Below are 16,742 nucleotides of genomic sequence, written 5' to 3' on the forward strand. Positions count from 1 at the left end.
GCTCCTACTCGATCGAGGTTTCGATTGGGGGTACGGGAGACGAAACACTCGTCTGGGCAAAAATTTGGAATTGCTGCGGGGCTTCAAACCGCCAGAAGTTGCCCCCTGGGGCGACCCAGAGGGCGGCGCGTACGCTGGTGGGTGACAAGTCCTGCAGATAGGCCAGGCGCTGGAGGGTGACGTCGTCCGAACGGCCGCCGGCCATGGCCCGGACCAGAAGCGAGGTCTCGCCGGCCGTATCCCCGGTGAGGCGATAAAGCACCCGCAGCCGCACAAAATCGGCATCGCTGGGACTAACATCGTAAATCTGGCGCAGCGTTGTCGCCTCGCCGCGCACATCGCCCATCTGACGGTAGAGGTCAGCGAGCTGGCGCAGGGCTTCGGCATTGTCGACCTGCAAGGCCGGCTGCTCGGCAATCAACACAGCAGCATTGTCGGGTTCGCGGGCGAGCATATAGAGCTTGAACAGCATGAAGCCTTCGTAGCCATTGAGCGGGCGCTCATGCTCGACGGCTACGAGGGTATTGATCGCATCGGCATAGCGGCCCTCCGCAAGCAGGCCCTCCGCTTTTTCCTCGGTTCCAGGAAGCAAGGTGAGCGTACCGGCGAGACTCAGCACGGCGAGGAGCATGATTGCTAGCAGCGTCCGGTCCGGTCGCGTCGGTGCGGCCGGCACGGCACGATAAAGCTGCTTGGGATCCTGGAATTTAACGGGACCGGACATCATCTAGCTCCCTGCTGCCGATAAAGAGCGGAACGCCCAGCGCTTCGGCATTCTTGTGCGCGAGCGCCATGGCTTCGGCCGTGTCGAGATATTCGATGAGGAAGACAGGCTTGCCCGAAGCAAGGAATCGCTGCAGCGGCGTCAGGCTGGCGCGCAGCTCGCCCTTGGAATTGAGCGTGCCATCGCCATCGAGGCCGAAGAACAGGTCTTCCTTGCCCACCCCATCGATGGCGGCCGCATAATCTGGGTAATTCAGCAGTTCTTCGGCATTCTGGCCGACGACGATGAAACCGGGTTGGGCGCTGCGCGCATAGGCGGCAATGGTGGAGACGAACTCGACCATCACCTGCATGCGGCGGGCGCGAGAAAGAGTCGGATCGGCAATATCGAAGGCGTCGATACGGTCGAGATAGACCCCATCGAAACCGGCCGCGATTATGCGGTCGAGATAGGCCTCTGGTCCGCCCAGGATCACGTCCTGCCAGGCAGTATCCCAATAGCGTACGGCATAGTTTCCCGGCCAATCCGGGTTTTCTTTGCCGAGCCAGCTTGGTGCCGAGGCCTGCCAGTTCCGGTTCCAATAGAAGCGATAGTCTTCCGCTTCCCCAATGCTGAGATAGGCCAGCACGATCCGCGAGCCGCCATCGGGCCTGCGCTTCATGGCCATCACGTCGGACCGGCTGAAAGCCTGCTCCGCCGAGCCGTCACGCGCGTAGTCGATGACCATCAGATCATAGGGCGAATCTGCGACGAGATCGGGATCCACCATCTGCAATTGATAGCCCCAGCTACGGGCCTCTGCGAGGTTAGGACGCGCCGATATGCCCAGGGCCGGGCTAGCCGCAACGGCCAGCGCAAGATGCATCATCACCGATGCGCCAAGCACCGGCACGGCATGCATTCTTCCGGATCTGGAACTGAGAATTTCGCTGATGCCCATCTTGTCCGCCGAACCTTTGCGCAAGTCGTTCCTGCGCCGGTCTGACAGATAGGACAGTGCCACCTGTGCAGCATTGACGGTCATCAATGCGGTCTGCCCTGCCCCCTCATAGCCTCACATCAAACGACCTGCCGTGCGCAGGCCGCCATTTTGGGAGTGCTGTCATGAACGAGCATATCAAGGCACAAAACGTGGTTCCCGATCCCGCCGTCCATGGCACCGGCAGCACCGTGGCAATCCGAACCGTGCAGATCGCCGCGATCATTGGCGAAATCCTGCTCAGCGCCTATGCCCTCGCCGGCAATGGCTGGGGCACGGTCGCGCTGGGACATCTGGGCATCGTCGCCGCCCTCATCTTCGTCATCATTGGCCTTGAACGGGCGAGGGTCGAAACCGGCTCACTGCAGACCTTCACCCTTCTGACTTTTGCCGGTGGGCCGATCGGCGCCGCAGCGGGCCTGCTCGGTGACCAGCAGGTCTGGAACCCAAAGGCCGACGCGCTGGACAAGTGGTACAATACCATTGCCCCAATCGAAGAACCCGCCGTCACCCTCGTCGACATGATTATCGATGGGCGCCTGATCAGCCAGCAAACCCGTCTGCCGCGCCCCTATGATGCGCTTCTGAGCACCGGGACCATGCAGGAAAAGCAGGGACTGCTCGCCTATCTCGCCATCGAGGACGACGAAAAGTTCGTCGAGGTCGCCCTGGCTCTGGCGCTCCGCAGCACCGATCAGCGCGTCCGTGTCCAGGCCGCCGCCGTTGCCGCCCACACTCGTGGCCGCAGCCGGCGCCGCCAATTGTCGAACATGAGTCAGAACGTCATCCAGTCCGCTCTCGGCCGCCCCGCGGCGATCTGAGCAACGCGTACCGTCCTACGGAATTTTGGGGAGTTTCAATTATGTGGCGTGATGTGAACATGATGCCGGCGCAAGCGCCTGAGCCCATCGCAGATGTCTGCCTGATTGCCGAGGGTTGCTACCCTTACGTCGCCGGCGGTGTCTCCACCTGGATCGACTGGCTGATCCGTTCGCATCCCGAACTCACCTTCACCGTGCTTGCGATCCTGCCTAGTGCTCCGACCAGCGAGCCACGTTATGCCCGACCGGACAATCTGCTCTCGATCGAGCATGTCCGGCTCGACGATAACAATATGGGCACCACGCATGAATGGCCGGCAGCGACCCCGGAATATACCGGCGAGCTCATCGGCCAGTTGCTGACCGACGGGGATACCCAGCACCTCAGCGAGCTGATGAAGCTCCTGGGACCTCCAGGAAGACGGGTATCGCTCGATACCCTGCTCAACTCCCCCGAAGCCTGGCAGACCATGTGCTACCATTATGGGTCCATGGCCCACGCCTCGTTCCTCGGCTACTTCTGGGCCTGGCGGACGCTGGTCGGTGGCCTCTTCCGGGTACTCACCTGCCCGCTGCCCCAGGCGCGCATCTATCACGCGGTTTCCACCGGCTATGCCGGCCTTATCGGCGCCCGCGCCGCCATCGAGACGGGCCGCAAGACGCTCATCACCGAGCACGGCATCTATTCCAACGAGCGCCGCATCGAGATCCTGATGGCGGACTGGATTTCCAACAGCATCGACAATGGCCTCGATCTGTCCGACGACCGTAAGGACATCCGCGAGCTCTGGGCTCGCAGCTTCGAGAGCTTTGCCCGCGTCGCCTACAATTCGGCGACCGAAATCGTGGCACTCTACGAAGCCAACCAGACCTTCCAGCTGGCGCTCGGTGCAGGTCCCGAAAAGCTGAGCGTCATCCCGAACGGGGTCGATTCCGAACGCTTCGGCAAGATCAAGCCGGTCTCGCACGATCGTCCCACCATCGCCTTTATTGGCCGGGTGACGCCCATTAAGGACGTACAGACCTTTATCGACGTCGCCGAACGGCTGCGCCGCCGCTTCCCCGACCTTCATGCCCTGGTCATCGGCCCGATGGACGAAGACCCCGAATACGCCCAGAGCTGCATTACCGAGGTCAATCGGCGGCAATTGGCGGATACGGTGTCCTTTACCGGCCCAGTCAACGTCGTCGACTATCTCGGCCGCATCGACGTTCTGGTCCTCACCAGCATTAGCGAGGCCCTGCCCCTCGTCATCCTCGAGGCTGGCGCCGCAGGAGTTCCCTGCATCGCCACCGATGTCGGGGCGTGCCGCGATATCCTCGAAGGCCCGGCCCACGATGGGGAGCCCATTGGACCCGGTGGCATGGTCGCCCCCGTGGGCGCCAATGACGAAATCGCCCTCGCTATCGGCCTCCTGCTGGCTGACCGGCAGCGCCTCCACGCTTATGGCGACAATCTGCAACGCCGCGTGCGAAAGCACTATCGCGCCGAAGCCGTCGCCGACGCCTATGGCGCACTCTATGGGCGCAATTTCGCGCCTCAACCCCAAATGGTGTCGTGATGGCCGGGATCGGGTTTGCACTCAAGAAGCTCAGCAGCCAGGACAATCTGGCCTCGCGATCCCTGGCCGGCGGTCATGCGATCATGATCGCCTCGGGTCCCTGGATCGTCATCATGTTCGGCCTGGCGATGCTCCACGTCCTGGGGCGGCCGCTGCTCGATCCCATGGACTTGAAAATCTTCAACATCCTGGTGATCTACAGCTTCGCCCTCTCCCTCGTCATCACGTCGCCGATCTCGCTTGATGCGACGCTGCGTGTGTCACGCATTCTCTTCCAGCGCCGCTTCGAGGATGTGCATGGCATTTATCTGGCCGCCGTCTTCATCACCACATTGCTTTCGTTGATCGCCGGCGGCGTAGTGTTCTTCCTACTGATCCGCCTGCCGCTCGGCCTGGGCCTCGCCGCGATCATCTGCGTGGTTCAGGTGTCCCACCTATGGCTCGCTATGTCCTTCGTCGCTGCCATCAAGCAATATGCAGCGGTTACCTCGGCCTTTGCGCTTGGTCTCAGCTGCTCGGTCATCTTCGGCACATCGGCGGCGGCGCTGGGCAATGGACCCGGCGGCATGCTTATCGGCTTCAGCATCGGGCTCTGCATTTCGTTCTGCATCCTCAATTTCCTCATCCTCAAGACGTTTCCCGGCCCCCTGATCGCGCTGCGTGACCTTCCAGCAAAACTACGCGAGATACGTCCGGTATCGGCCACGTTCATCGCCGCAGGCGTCTGCAGCGCCCTTGCCGTATGGATCGACAAGATCATCGTCTGGCAATCCAATGAGGGAACGGCCGTTGCCGAAGGCCTCATCTATTCGGGCCGCTACGACAGCCCCATGTTCATGGCCTATCTGTCCATCGTGCCGGTGATGTCGGTCCTCGTGGTCTGGCTCGAAACGACCTTCTTCAACAATTACCGCCACTACCGCGACATCGTGCATTCGGGCGGAACGCTGCGTCAGATCGACGAACAACGAGCAAGCCTCGCGCAGAATGCGGTCGACACGGTCTTTTCTGCCTTCCTCATCCAGCTCACGATCAGCGTGTCCCTGGCGGTGATGGCGCCACTGCTCGCCGACCTTCTCGGCTTGCCCTACGACGCCATTTCCGTGCTGCGCCTGGCGCTGGTCGGGGCCGCCTTCCACTTCCTATTCCAGGCAAGCTGCGGGGTCATTCTCTTCGTCCAATACGGCAAGGCCTATCTCTGGCTGCAGGTCCTGTTCCTGGCCCTGAATGCCGTCGGAACGGCGATCATGCTGAGCAATCCCGACTATCTCGGGCTCGGTTATGTCCTCGCCTCCATCGCCAGCGGCACCCTTGCCTACGCCGCCATGCGCCGCGCGCTCGGCACCCTCAATCGCCTGACTTTCGTCGTCAACAATCCAGCCATTTCCGGCTGATCATTTCAGAACTTGGACTTTTAGCGAGGATCCCATGAGCACCGAAAATCCGGTTATTTCCGGCAACTTCAGAGATCCAGCGGTTACGACGGTTTCGTCTTCGCGGTCAAACGTACTCGCCTTTGCCGAAGGCATCCTGCTGCTGGGCGGAGTAGCGCTCATCGACCATTCCGGATTGATGTCGTTCGCATCCTGGCCAGTGCACCCCTTCCTCTTCATCACCGTGCTGCTCAGCGCTCAATATGGTGTTCTCGGGGGTGTTCTGGCCGCCGTGGGCGCAACCGCGATCGTCTATTTCAACGGTCTGCCCGCGCGCCCTTTCGACATGTCCCATGCCGAATACTTTCGCCTCACATGGGCCGATCCGCTCTCTTGGGTGCTCGCGGCGCTCATGGTGGGGATCGTAACCTCCCATCGCGGCAGGATGCTGGAGGAACAGGGTGAACAGCTTCGCAAGGCCATCAGGGCCGAGAGCCTGATCGCAGCGCAATATCAGGTGCTGGCCCAACGCACCCACAAGCTTGAACGCAGTCTCGCCGGCCGCGCCGACCTGTCTATGCCGGAAACCTCTTCCCCGCTCGCGGACGCCGCCAAAAGCCGCGCCAGGGCCGCGCACCGACCGAGGAACAAGTCGCTTCCATCAATAGAAAGCTGAGCGACGGGCCACCGCTAACCCGCCTTTGTGCCTGGTCTAGTGTTCCAGACCAGGCCACATGCGGCGGGCGGTAATGCTGGCTTCCACTCGGTTGCGTACGTGCAATTTGGAGAAGGTATTGGAGAGGTGAAACTTCACCGTGCGCTCGGTGATGTCGAGCTGCAGGCCGATCTCCCGGTTGCTGAGACCTCGCGCCAGATGTTGCAGAACCTGCGTTTCCTGCTTTGAAAGCTTGGCGGCACCGCCCTGGGCAAGCGCCGCCGACTTCACTCGCAGCATTCCCATCAACCGGCTGAACATGTCCTTAGGAATGACGTTCTCGCCCTTGTTCACCTGCCGCACGATGCTGCGCATGTCAGAGCCGGTCGTCCCCTTGAGCACATAGCCGTAGACCCCCGCCTCGACGGCGCGGGCGATATCGTTCTCATCATTCGACGCGGTGACCACGACGATGCGAGTTTCGGGATAGGCGTGAACGATGTCCGGGATACGTCCCAAACCATCATCCGCCATCTGCGCGTCGAGCAGCAGCACGTCAGGCCGCAACGCTGCTACGAGTTCAACCGCTTCTGCGGCACTGCCACCTTCGCCGACGGCCGCAATATCGCCGTCGACCGTCACGGCCTGGATCAATCCAGTCCGGAACATCGGGTGGTCATCAACGACCACGATCCTGATCATATTGGGAACGATCGCTGCCGGCGCCTAGACATTTCGCACCCACATCTCGAGGCGCGTCGTCCCATCCTTCTGCACGAAGGCCAGATTGCCCCCGATACTCTGGACGCGCGCGCGCAAGCCAAAAAGGCCGATGCCGCGATGTTTGGCGTGTTCCGCGGAATCTGTCGGATTCCTGTTGGTGATCGACAACTTCAGCACCCCTCCCTGCATTGTCGCAGTCAGTGTCTGCCCCTCCGGCAGACCATGGTGGAACGCGTTATTCAAACCCTCTTGGATAAATCGATACACACACACGCACAATTCTGGAGCAGCATGAACCGGTTCGAGACGACTGTCCACGACTATGGCAATACCGGTGCGGCGCGTGTGTTGTTGAACGGCCCGCTCGATGACCTGTGCCAGATCCAGGTCCTCGATATCAGGCAGGACCAGCGCCAAAGCAATGGAGCGGATCTCGGAGAGAGCGCCCCCGAGCGTCGTTTCTATTTCGGCAACAACCTCCTCCCGGGCCCCCTTCGTCCGTAACCGGCGTATCTGGTCGAGCCGCAGCACCGCAAAGCCGATCGTCTGCGCCGGTCCGTCATGAAGGTCCGTGCCGATGGTGCGCAAATGCTTGTCGGTAAACTCGGTCACGCTGAGCGAAGCGCGCTGCGCCACCGCCTTGAGCTCCCGGTGCCGGACCGCGCGCTGATGGGATTGCGCCAGTCGCCGGCTCAGGATGCGGCCCTGCCGCTCGATCTTGCGGCTGCCTTCGAGCACGATGCCGAAAAGCGCCGCCATGACGATGATGCCTATTGTGGCCGCCGTCGCCCAGCTCGACAGGGTCAACGACCAGAGATCCTTTTCGAGCGACCCGGTGACCTCGCGAAGCTGGGCAACGGCGGCCACCTCTCCGGTCTCGCGGTGGAGCAGCGGGAAAGAGATCTCGATGAAATCGGTCTTGAACCCGTGCTCGGCATAGTCCTCGGAACTGACATCAGTGAAATCGACGCCGATCTCTCCCTCGAAGGCGCGCTGCACCTTGAAGGGCATTTTCAGCCGGCGCGCTTCCAGGTGCGGAATGTTGGAATAAAGGATCGTGCCATCGGCCAGCCACAGGTCGAGATAGGGAAACTCGGCGAGGAGCGTTTCGTCGTTCATCATCGCGTCGAGCGCCAGCCTGTCGCTCTCGAGAAGGCGCCCATCGGGGCCGCGCTGCTGGATATATGGGTCGAGCATTCCCTCAACGAGCGCAGGCACCACCGTGCCCCGGCGCGCCAGCGTAATCTCGGTCATGGCACTGGTGATCAGCACGCCGCAGAGAAGCATTGCGGCCACGGTGACGGCGCTACCATAGAGAGCGAACTGATGGGCAAGTGGAAGTCGGCTCCACCCCTTCCTCACCCTTTTGAACACGCCTCGCCGGTCGGTCAAATCTCGCTCCGCACGCAACGTCGTTCCTCAACCAACTCTATAGTATCCGTACAGTATTGCCTCAACCAGCGCTCATCAAACAGCGAGCGATATCGAGAATTGTCCGCATCCAAACAAATTCAAGACCTGTCCGCGAGATAGAAAACAACACCGCCAAGCTAATTCGCCACGCCCCCGAAAAATACCTGTTCCAAAGTACAGTTTTAGACGGACCTAACGTCTAGTCCAGCATCGGACCTTTATGCCGCCGATCGGCTAGACGTTCCGACCTGACGCTGCGCCGAGATGTTCGGCACTATCCTTAACAAGTTGAGGCTGTGGCACCCGTCACAGCGATGGATGGTGAAAGCCGCCTGTACCAGGCTGCGTTTGTTCCGGAGGGGAAGTGATGGTTACCTATATCAAGAGCGACCTGGAATTCATTCTGAACCAGATCAAGATTGCGGAGGCGCACGCCGCCGGCCAGCCGCTCTACGGACCTGGCGGCCTGATCCCCACCTACAATCTCGCCTGGGGTCTGCGGACCGTTGACGGCAGCTACAATCACCTGCTCGACGGTCAGACAAAGTGGGGTGCCTCCGATACACCTTTCCACGAGTTGATGAACCCGACCTTCCGCACCGTCACCGTGATGATGGACCCCGATGGCCCCGGCCCCGCTCCGCTCTCGCCGATCCCGATGCCCTATACCCCCGGCAATGACGTCGACGGACCGGGCACTTTTGCCAAGCCTGGCGATGTCATCGATCCCACCGTCCGCCTCATCAGCAACCTGCTGGTCGACCAGACCTTGTCCAATCCAGCCGCGATCCTGACGGCGCTTCAAAATGCGGGCGTCGAAGATCCGGGTCTGGTGATCACTGGCCAGATCGCGGCGCTCTATGTACCGCTCAAGCCGCTGTTCAAGATTTATGAGCAGGCCGCACGCACCGAAGCCTCTGCTGCGGCTGCGGCAGCGGCAAGCCCCACGAACATTACCCTGCAGCAAGCCGCCGACGCGGCCAAGCTGGCGCTCGATACCGCTTGGGCAAACATCGAGACGGCTGGCGGAGCTGACCCCGGCAATGGCCTATTCCCTTTGCTGACCGAGAACGGCATTACGCTCGACGGGGTCAACATCCACATTCCCAACTTTGCGCCTGACGAAGGCCTGTCTGCCCCGTTCAACTCCTGGTTCACTCTATTCGGCCAGTTCTTCGATCACGGCCTTGACCTCGTGAACAAGGGCGGCAGTGGCACGGTCATGATCCCGCTGAGCCCCGATGATCCGCTCTACGTGCCGGGCAGCAACACAAACTTTATGGTACTGACCCGCGCAACGGTCACCACACCGGGCCCGGACGGCATACTTGGCGATGACCCTACCACGGTAGGCGTAAACGAGGGTCTCGACGACGTTCATGGCGCCCAGCGCCCGATCAACACCACCACGGCCTATGTCGACCAGAACCAGACCTATACGTCACACCCCTCGCACCAGGTTTTCCTGCGCCAATATGCAGCGACTGCCGGCGGTCCGGTCTCGACCGGTAACCTGATCGAGGGCTCCAATGGCGGCATGGCCACTTGGGGCGAGGTCAAGGCCCAGGCCCGCAGCTTGCTCGGCATTGAACTAACCGACCAAGACGTGGGTAGCGTGCCGCTGCTGCGCACCGACCCCTATGGCAATTTCATTCCCGGCCCCAACGGCTTCCCGTTGATCGTGATTGGGATCGGCCCTGACGGGATTCCCAACACGTCGGACGACCTCGTGGTTGAAGGCAACCCGACAGCTAATGGCGGGCTCGGCGTTTCCCTCGCCAATGCGGTCCGCACAAATCACGCCTTCCTGGCCGACATCGCCCACAATGCCGTGCCAACCGGCCTTGCCGATGGCGACATCACCATTGGTCTTGAGAACCCCGGCAACCAACCCGGCGTTTATGATAACGAGCTTCTCGACGCCCACTTCGTGGCAGGCGACGGTCGCGCCAACGAAAATATCGGCCTGACTGCGGTCCACCATGTGTTCCACTCCGAGCACAATCGCCTGGCCGAGCACACCAAGGTGACGGCACTTCAGAGCCGGGACCTCAATTTCATCAATGAATGGCTGGTGGTCGACATTACCCAGGACCAGCTCAACGCCCTGCCGCTAGCCCTACCGACCGATGCTACGGCCCTGAAGGCCCTGCTCGACAGCTTTACCTGGGATGGCGAACGCATTTTCCAGGCTGCCAAGTTCGGCACGGAAATGCAGTATCAGCACCTCGTGTTCGAAGAGTTTGCTCGCAAGGTCCAGCCAAACATCAACGTGTTCCTGGTGCCCGATGGCTTCGACACGATGATGGACCCGACGATCTTCGCCGAGTTCGCCCACGTGGTCTATCGCTTTGGCCACTCCATGCTGACCGAGTCGATCGACCAGTTCGACCCTAACTTCAACCCCAACCACATCAGCCTGATCCAGGGCTTCCTCAACCCCACGGCCTTTACCAGCACCGATGGCGTCGAGGACGGCATTGTGGCGGGCGCGATTATCCGTGGCATGACCCGCCAGGTTGGCAACGAGATCGACGAATTCATCACCAGCGCGCTGCGCAACAACCTGCTCGGCCTGCCCCTCGACCTCGCCACCATCAACCTCGCTCGTGGCCGCGACGTCGGTGTGCCCTCGCTCAATGAAGCGCGCCGCACCTTCTTCAACATGACTAACCAGGATGCCCTGCTGACGCCCTATAGCAGTTGGGTCGACTACGCCGGCAATCTCAAGCACGAAGCCTCGATCATCAACTTCGTGGCGGCATATGGCACGCACAGCCTGATCACCGGCCAGACCACTGCCGAAGGCAAGCGCGACGCTGCCATGACGCTGATCTTCGGAACGCCGTTCGGCAGCATCCCGGCTCCCGTCGACCTCGTAGCCTTCGAGGCCGATCGTCAAGCCTTCCTCAATGCCACCGGCATTTATGCAACCGACAAGGGCGGCCTCGAAAACATCGATCTCTGGATCGGTGGCCTCGCGGAAAAGATCATGCCCTTCGGTGGCATGCTCGGCTCCACCTTCAACTTCGTCTTCGAAGCTCAGATGGAGTTGCTGCAGAGCGGCGATCGCTTCTACTATCTGCAGCGCCTCGACGGCCTGCATCTCTTCGGCGAAATGGAAAACAACTCCTTCGCCGCCATGATGATGCGCAATACCGATGCAACGCACCTTCCATCCGACGTGTTTTCGACTCCTGGCTTGATCCTCGAGATCGACCAGCGCCGGCAATACAATCCTGGCCTCGGAGAAAGTGCCGGCGCCGACACCATCCTCGACGATGATCCGTCGACGTTGGTGGACGAGAGCGCCGACAATCTGGGCAATGATCCGACCGGACCTGGCATCCTCACGCGGGTCGTCATCCGCGACAATCCGGCTACCGTCGGCCCAGACACCAACTACCTCAAATACAATGGCGGCGACCACGTCGTCCTCGGCGGCACCGACCCCGGCAACACCGTCAATCCATCAGGCAATGATATCCTGATTGCCGGCATCGGTGACGACACCGTCTACGGCGATGGCGGCAACGACATCATCGAAGGCGGCTTCGGCAACGACATCCTCAATGGTGGTGACGGCGACGACATCATCAAGGACATGGGTGGCGACGACAACATCAAGGCGGGCAAGGGTAATGACGTGGTTCACGCCGGACCCGGCCTCGACCTCGTCATGGGCAATGACGGCCATGACTTCATCTTCCTCGGCACCGACATGGGCTCGGAAGTTTTCGCGGGCACCGGCAACGACTACATCTATGGCAACCGCAATGCCGAGCGCATCCTCGGCAACGAAGGCAACGACTGGATCGAGACCGGCACCTTCGACGGTGCCCCCGGCGACAACTTCGACGAAATCTTCGCCCATGACTCCATCGACGGGCACGATGTGTTCGTCGGCGACGGCGGGTTCGACGAGTTCATCGGCGAAGGCGGCGACGACATCATGGTCGGCAGCACCGGCCGCGGCAAGATGGCCGGCATGTCGGGCTTTGACTGGGCCACCTACAAGGACAGCACCTTCGGCATCAATGCGGACCTGTCGCGGCCCATCGTCTTTGACGAAGCCCCGACTCTGCCTGCCAATGCAGCCCTTGACGAATATGCATCCATGGAAGGCCTCTCCGGCTCGCGCTTCAACGACGTGCTCGGCGGCTCCAATGCCCTTGGCGAAGAGCGCTTGCCCTTCAACCCCAATGCCCCGGCCGGCACCACTGGCCAGGAAGGCTATCGCGGCAGCCAGGTGACCAAGGAAAGCATCCAGCTCATCGCTGGGCTTGCCGAAGTGCTTGGCCTCACCGCAACGCAGGTCACTGCTCTGGCCAACGGAGCTGTGGTCTACAATGCTGGCGATATTATCCTCGGTGGTGACGGCAGCGACATCATCCAGGGCAATGCCGGCGACGACATCATCGACGGCGACAAGTGGCTGAACGTGCGCATTGCCGTCCATGCTCAGGTTGGTGTCGATGGTGGTGTTGGCAATATCCTCGAATACCACAACAGCATGACCACGCTGGCCGCCAAGATGTTCTCCGGTCAGATCAACCCGGGTCAGCTCCGGATCGTTCGTGAAATCACGACTGCTGGTGCTGATACGGTCGCTGACATCGACACGGCCCGCTTCCAGGGCGCCCGGGGCGAGTACGCCTTTGGTGCCACGGCCGACGGCCAGGTCATCGTCTCGCACGCTGTCGAGAACTCTCTCGACGGCACCGACAGGCTGCGCAACATCGAGAAGGTGCAGTTCCTTGGCGGCAACGCGCTCAACATCATTGTTGGCACGCCAAATGCCGACGTGCTCAATGGCACGGCTCAAGACGACCTGATCCTCGGGCTTGCCGGCGCGGATATCCTCAACGGCGGAGCTGGCGATGACATCCTTGTCGGCGGCGCGAATACAAACGTTGCCCCCACGACCATCAGCGACAATTTCAGCAATGCCAATGCGGCCTGGGTGGAAACCAACGACTTGACGCCAGCCGGCGCGAACGTAGGCCAGATACGCATTGACGAGGGTGGCGGGGGCGGCAGCAACGTCCTTCGCTTCCACGGCGGCACGCCTGCCGGTAACTTCAACGGCGCCGAACTGACGCGTGCCTTCAACCTGTTGGCTGCGACCACCGCAACCATCTCCTACAGCGCTGATCCGAACAGCATGGAGGAAAGCATCCTGGTGCAGTTCGCTGCCGATGGTACCAACTTCGTCACGCTGAACACGATCACCGGCAATGGTGCCAGCCAGAACTACTCCCATGTCGTAAGCGGTCCCTTCGCCGCGAACGCCGCAATCCGCTTCGTCGCCCCCGCGATGAACGAAACGAACGACCAGGTGACGATCGACGATTTCTCCATCGTCTACTCGTCGACCGAGACGCTCAATGGCGGGGCCGGCAATGACACCTACTCCTTCGGCCTCGGCGACGGCATCGACGTCATCAACGAGACCGGCGGCGTAGGCCAGGGAACGGCCGACAAGATCTCCATCCTCGCTCCAAGCACCGGCGTTGATGCGGACTTGCTACCGATCCTGACTATCGATGGCCTCAACGCCTTCGACAGCGGCACGGGAACGCAGAACGGTAACCTGGTCATCAACTACACGCTGCCAGGCGGCCCGCAGCAGACGATCACCGTGAACGGACACTACACCGGCGCCACGGCGGAAACCGGCATCGAGCTCATCAACTTCAATGCTGCCTTCTTCAAGGGTTACCAGCTCGTTGGCGACTATGTCGTCAGCCGCGCCGACCCTGGCGTCGGCGGAGCGCGCACGGTCGACCTCTCGGCCTCCACGGCGAACAACTTCGTCGCCGGCGAAGACGGCGACAACGACACCATCACCGGCGGCAGTGGCAATGACCTGATCTTCGGTGCCGGCGACAATGACGATCTCGTCGGCGGCCTCGGCGACGATCTGCTGGTCGGCGGCGCGGGCAATGACGATCTCGACAACCGCCTCAACGCTGCCGGCGACGACTTCGAAGGCGCTTTGGGTGCCGACACCATGGTCGGCGGCGCGGGCAACGACACCTACGGCGTCGATGACTTGCTCGACGTGGTGGTGGAAGCCCTCAACGAAGGCACCGACACCGTCGAAACCTTCATGGCCGACCTGTCTATCGCAGGCTTCGCCAATGTCGAAAACCTGACCTTCCTCGGCGCCGATGCCAGCCAGTTCGTCGGCACCGGCAATACCGGCAACAACGTCATCACCGGTGGCGACCTCAACGACACGCTGAGCGGCCTGGCCGGCAGCGACACGCTCAATGGTGGGCTTGGCGCCGATACCATGATCGGCGGCGAGGGCAACGACACCTACGTCGTGGATGATGCCGGCGATGTGGTCAATGAAGGCACTGGCCTCCCGGCCGATGTCGATACCGTCCAGTCCTCGATCAACTACACGCTGGCGGCAGCCCTCGAAAACCTGACGCTGACCGGTGGCGACGCCATCAACGGCACCGGCAATGCCGCTAACAACGTCATTATCGGCAACGACGCTGCCAACCAACTCTTTGGCGGGACCGGTAACGACACGCTGACGGGCAATGACGGCAACGACGTGCTGGATGGCGGCGACGGTAACGACACCCTCAATGGCGGCGATGACAATGACACGATCATTGGCGGCGCTGGCAATGACACGATCGATGTGGGCGGCGGTTTCAACCGCATCGTTTACAACGCCGCAAACTTCGGTAACGACATCATCAACAGCTTCGACGCCGCCGGTGGTACTGCGACGACGCAGGACCTGATCGATCTGAGCGCCTTCGGTCTGACAGCCGCAAATATCGGCACGACCGCCGCATCGCGCATTCAGATCCAGAACGTTGCAGAAGCTGGCACCGACGACACCCTGGTTACGATCAGGGACGCCGCAGGCGTGGTCATGGGCACGATACACATTGAAGACGCCGAGAACTCCATCACCGCTTCCGATTTCATCCTGACGGCAGCGGCACCGGCAAACTTCGGCACCCCCACGGCGGCCGCCAATACCATCACCGGCAATGCGGCAGCCAACACCATCAATGGCCTCGGCGGCAACGACACGCTCAGCGGTGCCGGCGGCGACGACGTGATCAACGGTGATGAAGGCGCCGATACGCTCAATGGCGGCGATGGCAATGACACCCTCGCGGGTGGCGTGTCGGCGACGACCGGCAGCATGGCCGACAACTTCAATACCGTGGCCTACAACGCCAATACCGGCAACTTCAACTTTGCCGGCAACTGGGACGAAATCGGCGACAACGACGCCCCCGCCAGCGGCGACATCCTCATAACCGGTGGTCGACTGACCTTCGCGGCCGGGACCGACAATAGCGACTCCATCTCCCGTGCCATCAACCTCAACGGGGCGACGGCACCGACCCTGACCTTCGATTACCAAGCTATCGGTCTGGATGCCGGAGAGACGGTCACTGTCCAAGCGTTGAACGGCAATACCTGGGAAACGCTGGGAACGCCTCTCGGCGGTACTGGCACCGGCACATTCTCGATGGCGCTCAATCCGGCCCATTCGGCTATCCGCTTCCTCTCGCTGGGCGGGTTCGAGGCCGGCGAAAGCTTCCACATCGAAAATCTTGTGGTGGCCCTCGGTCCCAATAGCGGGGTCGACACGATCAATGGTGATGCCGGGGATGACACCATCATCTGGCGTGCGAATGCCAGCGGCCCGACCGATGGGAAGGATATGGTCGATGGTGGCACTGAAGGGGCAGCCGGCGATACGTTCTCGATCGTGGGCAATGCTTCGGCCGAAACCTACCGCATCTATACAAGGACCGCCTTCGCTGCACTCAACCCGACGGCAGTACTGGCCGCCGCAACCGAGATCGTTGTCACCCGCAACGGCACCAATGCCGCCTCGGTGATCGCCGAGCTCAACGAGATCGAAGAAATCCGCATCAACGGCACCGATCCTTCGGGAGCCAGTGGCTCGGCCGGTGCTGACAACTTCGAGATCATCGGCGACTTCTCGACCACCAGCCTACGTCTCAACACCATCACCATCGACGGCGATGCCGGCGACGACACGATTGATATCTCTTCCCTGACCTCGGCGCACCGCATCGTGTTCCGCTCGAATGGCGGCCACGACACCATCGTCGGTACCCTGCGGCCCCAGGATGTGATCGAACTGCCTCCGGGCACGACCATGGCCGACTTTGTCGAGACCACGGACGAGAACGGCGTCACGACCCTGAGCGATGGCGAACACTCCATCCGCTACGTCTCCCATGGCGGCCCGCCGATCATCGGCGGCGACGATGATGAGGATGAAGACGAAGACGAGGACGAAGACGTCCCTGGCGATGATGATGACTGGGATGATGAAGACGACGGCGATGACGATGACGACGATGCGCCAGTTGTCGGCGGTCCGATCCTCGGCACGCCGCAGGATGATGTTCTGCTCGGGACTTCGGGTGGCGACCTGGTGTTCGGCTTTGCCGGGACGGACTACATCATTGCCA

At 61.5% G+C, this 16,742-nt stretch carries 9 protein-coding genes; 5 read left to right on the forward strand and 4 right to left on the reverse strand.

Annotation, left to right across the window (positions count from 1 at the left end):
* Positions 1–4: 4 nt before the first annotated feature.
* Both ABW043_RS21840 and ABW043_RS21845 read right to left on the reverse strand, forming a co-directional pair.
* Positions 5–724 (reverse strand): tetratricopeptide repeat protein, encoded by a 720-nt coding sequence (locus ABW043_RS21840; protein WP_353923303.1) that lies wholly within the window; start codon positions 722–724, stop codon positions 5–7.
* The gene (locus ABW043_RS21845) at positions 708–1,748 is read right to left on the reverse strand and encodes an MJ1477/TM1410 family putative glycoside hydrolase (protein WP_353923304.1); all 1,041 of its coding nucleotides are present in this window, start codon (positions 1,746–1,748) and stop codon (positions 708–710) included. The genes ABW043_RS21840 and ABW043_RS21845 overlap by 17 nt, the downstream gene beginning before the upstream one ends.
* Positions 1,749–1,828: 80 nt before the next feature.
* Here ABW043_RS21845 and ABW043_RS21850 point away from each other — a divergent pair, with 80 nt between their 5' ends.
* Genes ABW043_RS21850 through ABW043_RS21865 form a run of 4 tightly spaced genes read left to right on the forward strand, consistent with a single transcriptional unit; the run spans position 1,829 to position 6,135 of the window.
* A complete protein-coding gene (locus ABW043_RS21850) occupies positions 1,829–2,524 on the forward strand; it encodes a hypothetical protein (RefSeq protein ID WP_353923305.1) in 696 nt (231 codons plus the stop codon).
* Between the two features lie 41 nt (positions 2,525–2,565).
* Positions 2,566–4,086, forward strand: a complete 1,521-nt coding sequence (gene pelF / locus ABW043_RS21855) for a GT4 family glycosyltransferase PelF (protein ID WP_353923306.1) — start codon at positions 2,566–2,568, stop codon at positions 4,084–4,086.
* Positions 4,086–5,480, forward strand: coding sequence for an exopolysaccharide Pel transporter PelG (gene pelG, locus ABW043_RS21860; RefSeq protein WP_353923307.1), 1,395 nt, complete (start codon positions 4,086–4,088; stop codon positions 5,478–5,480). The genes pelF and pelG overlap by 1 nt, the downstream gene beginning before the upstream one ends.
* Before the next feature lie 34 nt (positions 5,481–5,514).
* Complete coding sequence (locus ABW043_RS21865; RefSeq protein WP_353923308.1) at positions 5,515–6,135, forward strand: hypothetical protein; 621 nt, start codon at positions 5,515–5,517, stop codon at positions 6,133–6,135.
* 36 nt (positions 6,136–6,171) lie between these two features.
* Here the strand turns inward: ABW043_RS21865 and ABW043_RS21870 are convergent, their stop codons facing one another.
* Entirely contained in the window at positions 6,172–6,804 is a 633-nt protein-coding gene (locus ABW043_RS21870) for a LuxR C-terminal-related transcriptional regulator (protein ID WP_353923309.1), read from the reverse strand.
* Between the two features lie 36 nt (positions 6,805–6,840).
* Positions 6,841–7,956: a sensor histidine kinase gene (locus ABW043_RS21875; protein ID WP_353923310.1), complete on the reverse strand. Its 1,116-nt coding sequence runs from the start codon at positions 7,954–7,956 to the stop codon at positions 6,841–6,843.
* A gap of 661 nt (positions 7,957–8,617) precedes the next feature.
* On the opposite strand from ABW043_RS21875, the gene ABW043_RS21880 reads away from it, so the two are divergent.
* Positions 8,618–16,742 (forward strand): peroxidase family protein (locus tag ABW043_RS21880; protein WP_353923311.1); only part of this gene is annotated, 8,125 nt, incomplete at its 3' end.

The sequence above is a fragment of the Devosia sp. genome (assembly GCF_040509215.1).
Classification (GTDB): Bacteria; Pseudomonadota; Alphaproteobacteria; order Rhizobiales; family Devosiaceae; genus Devosia.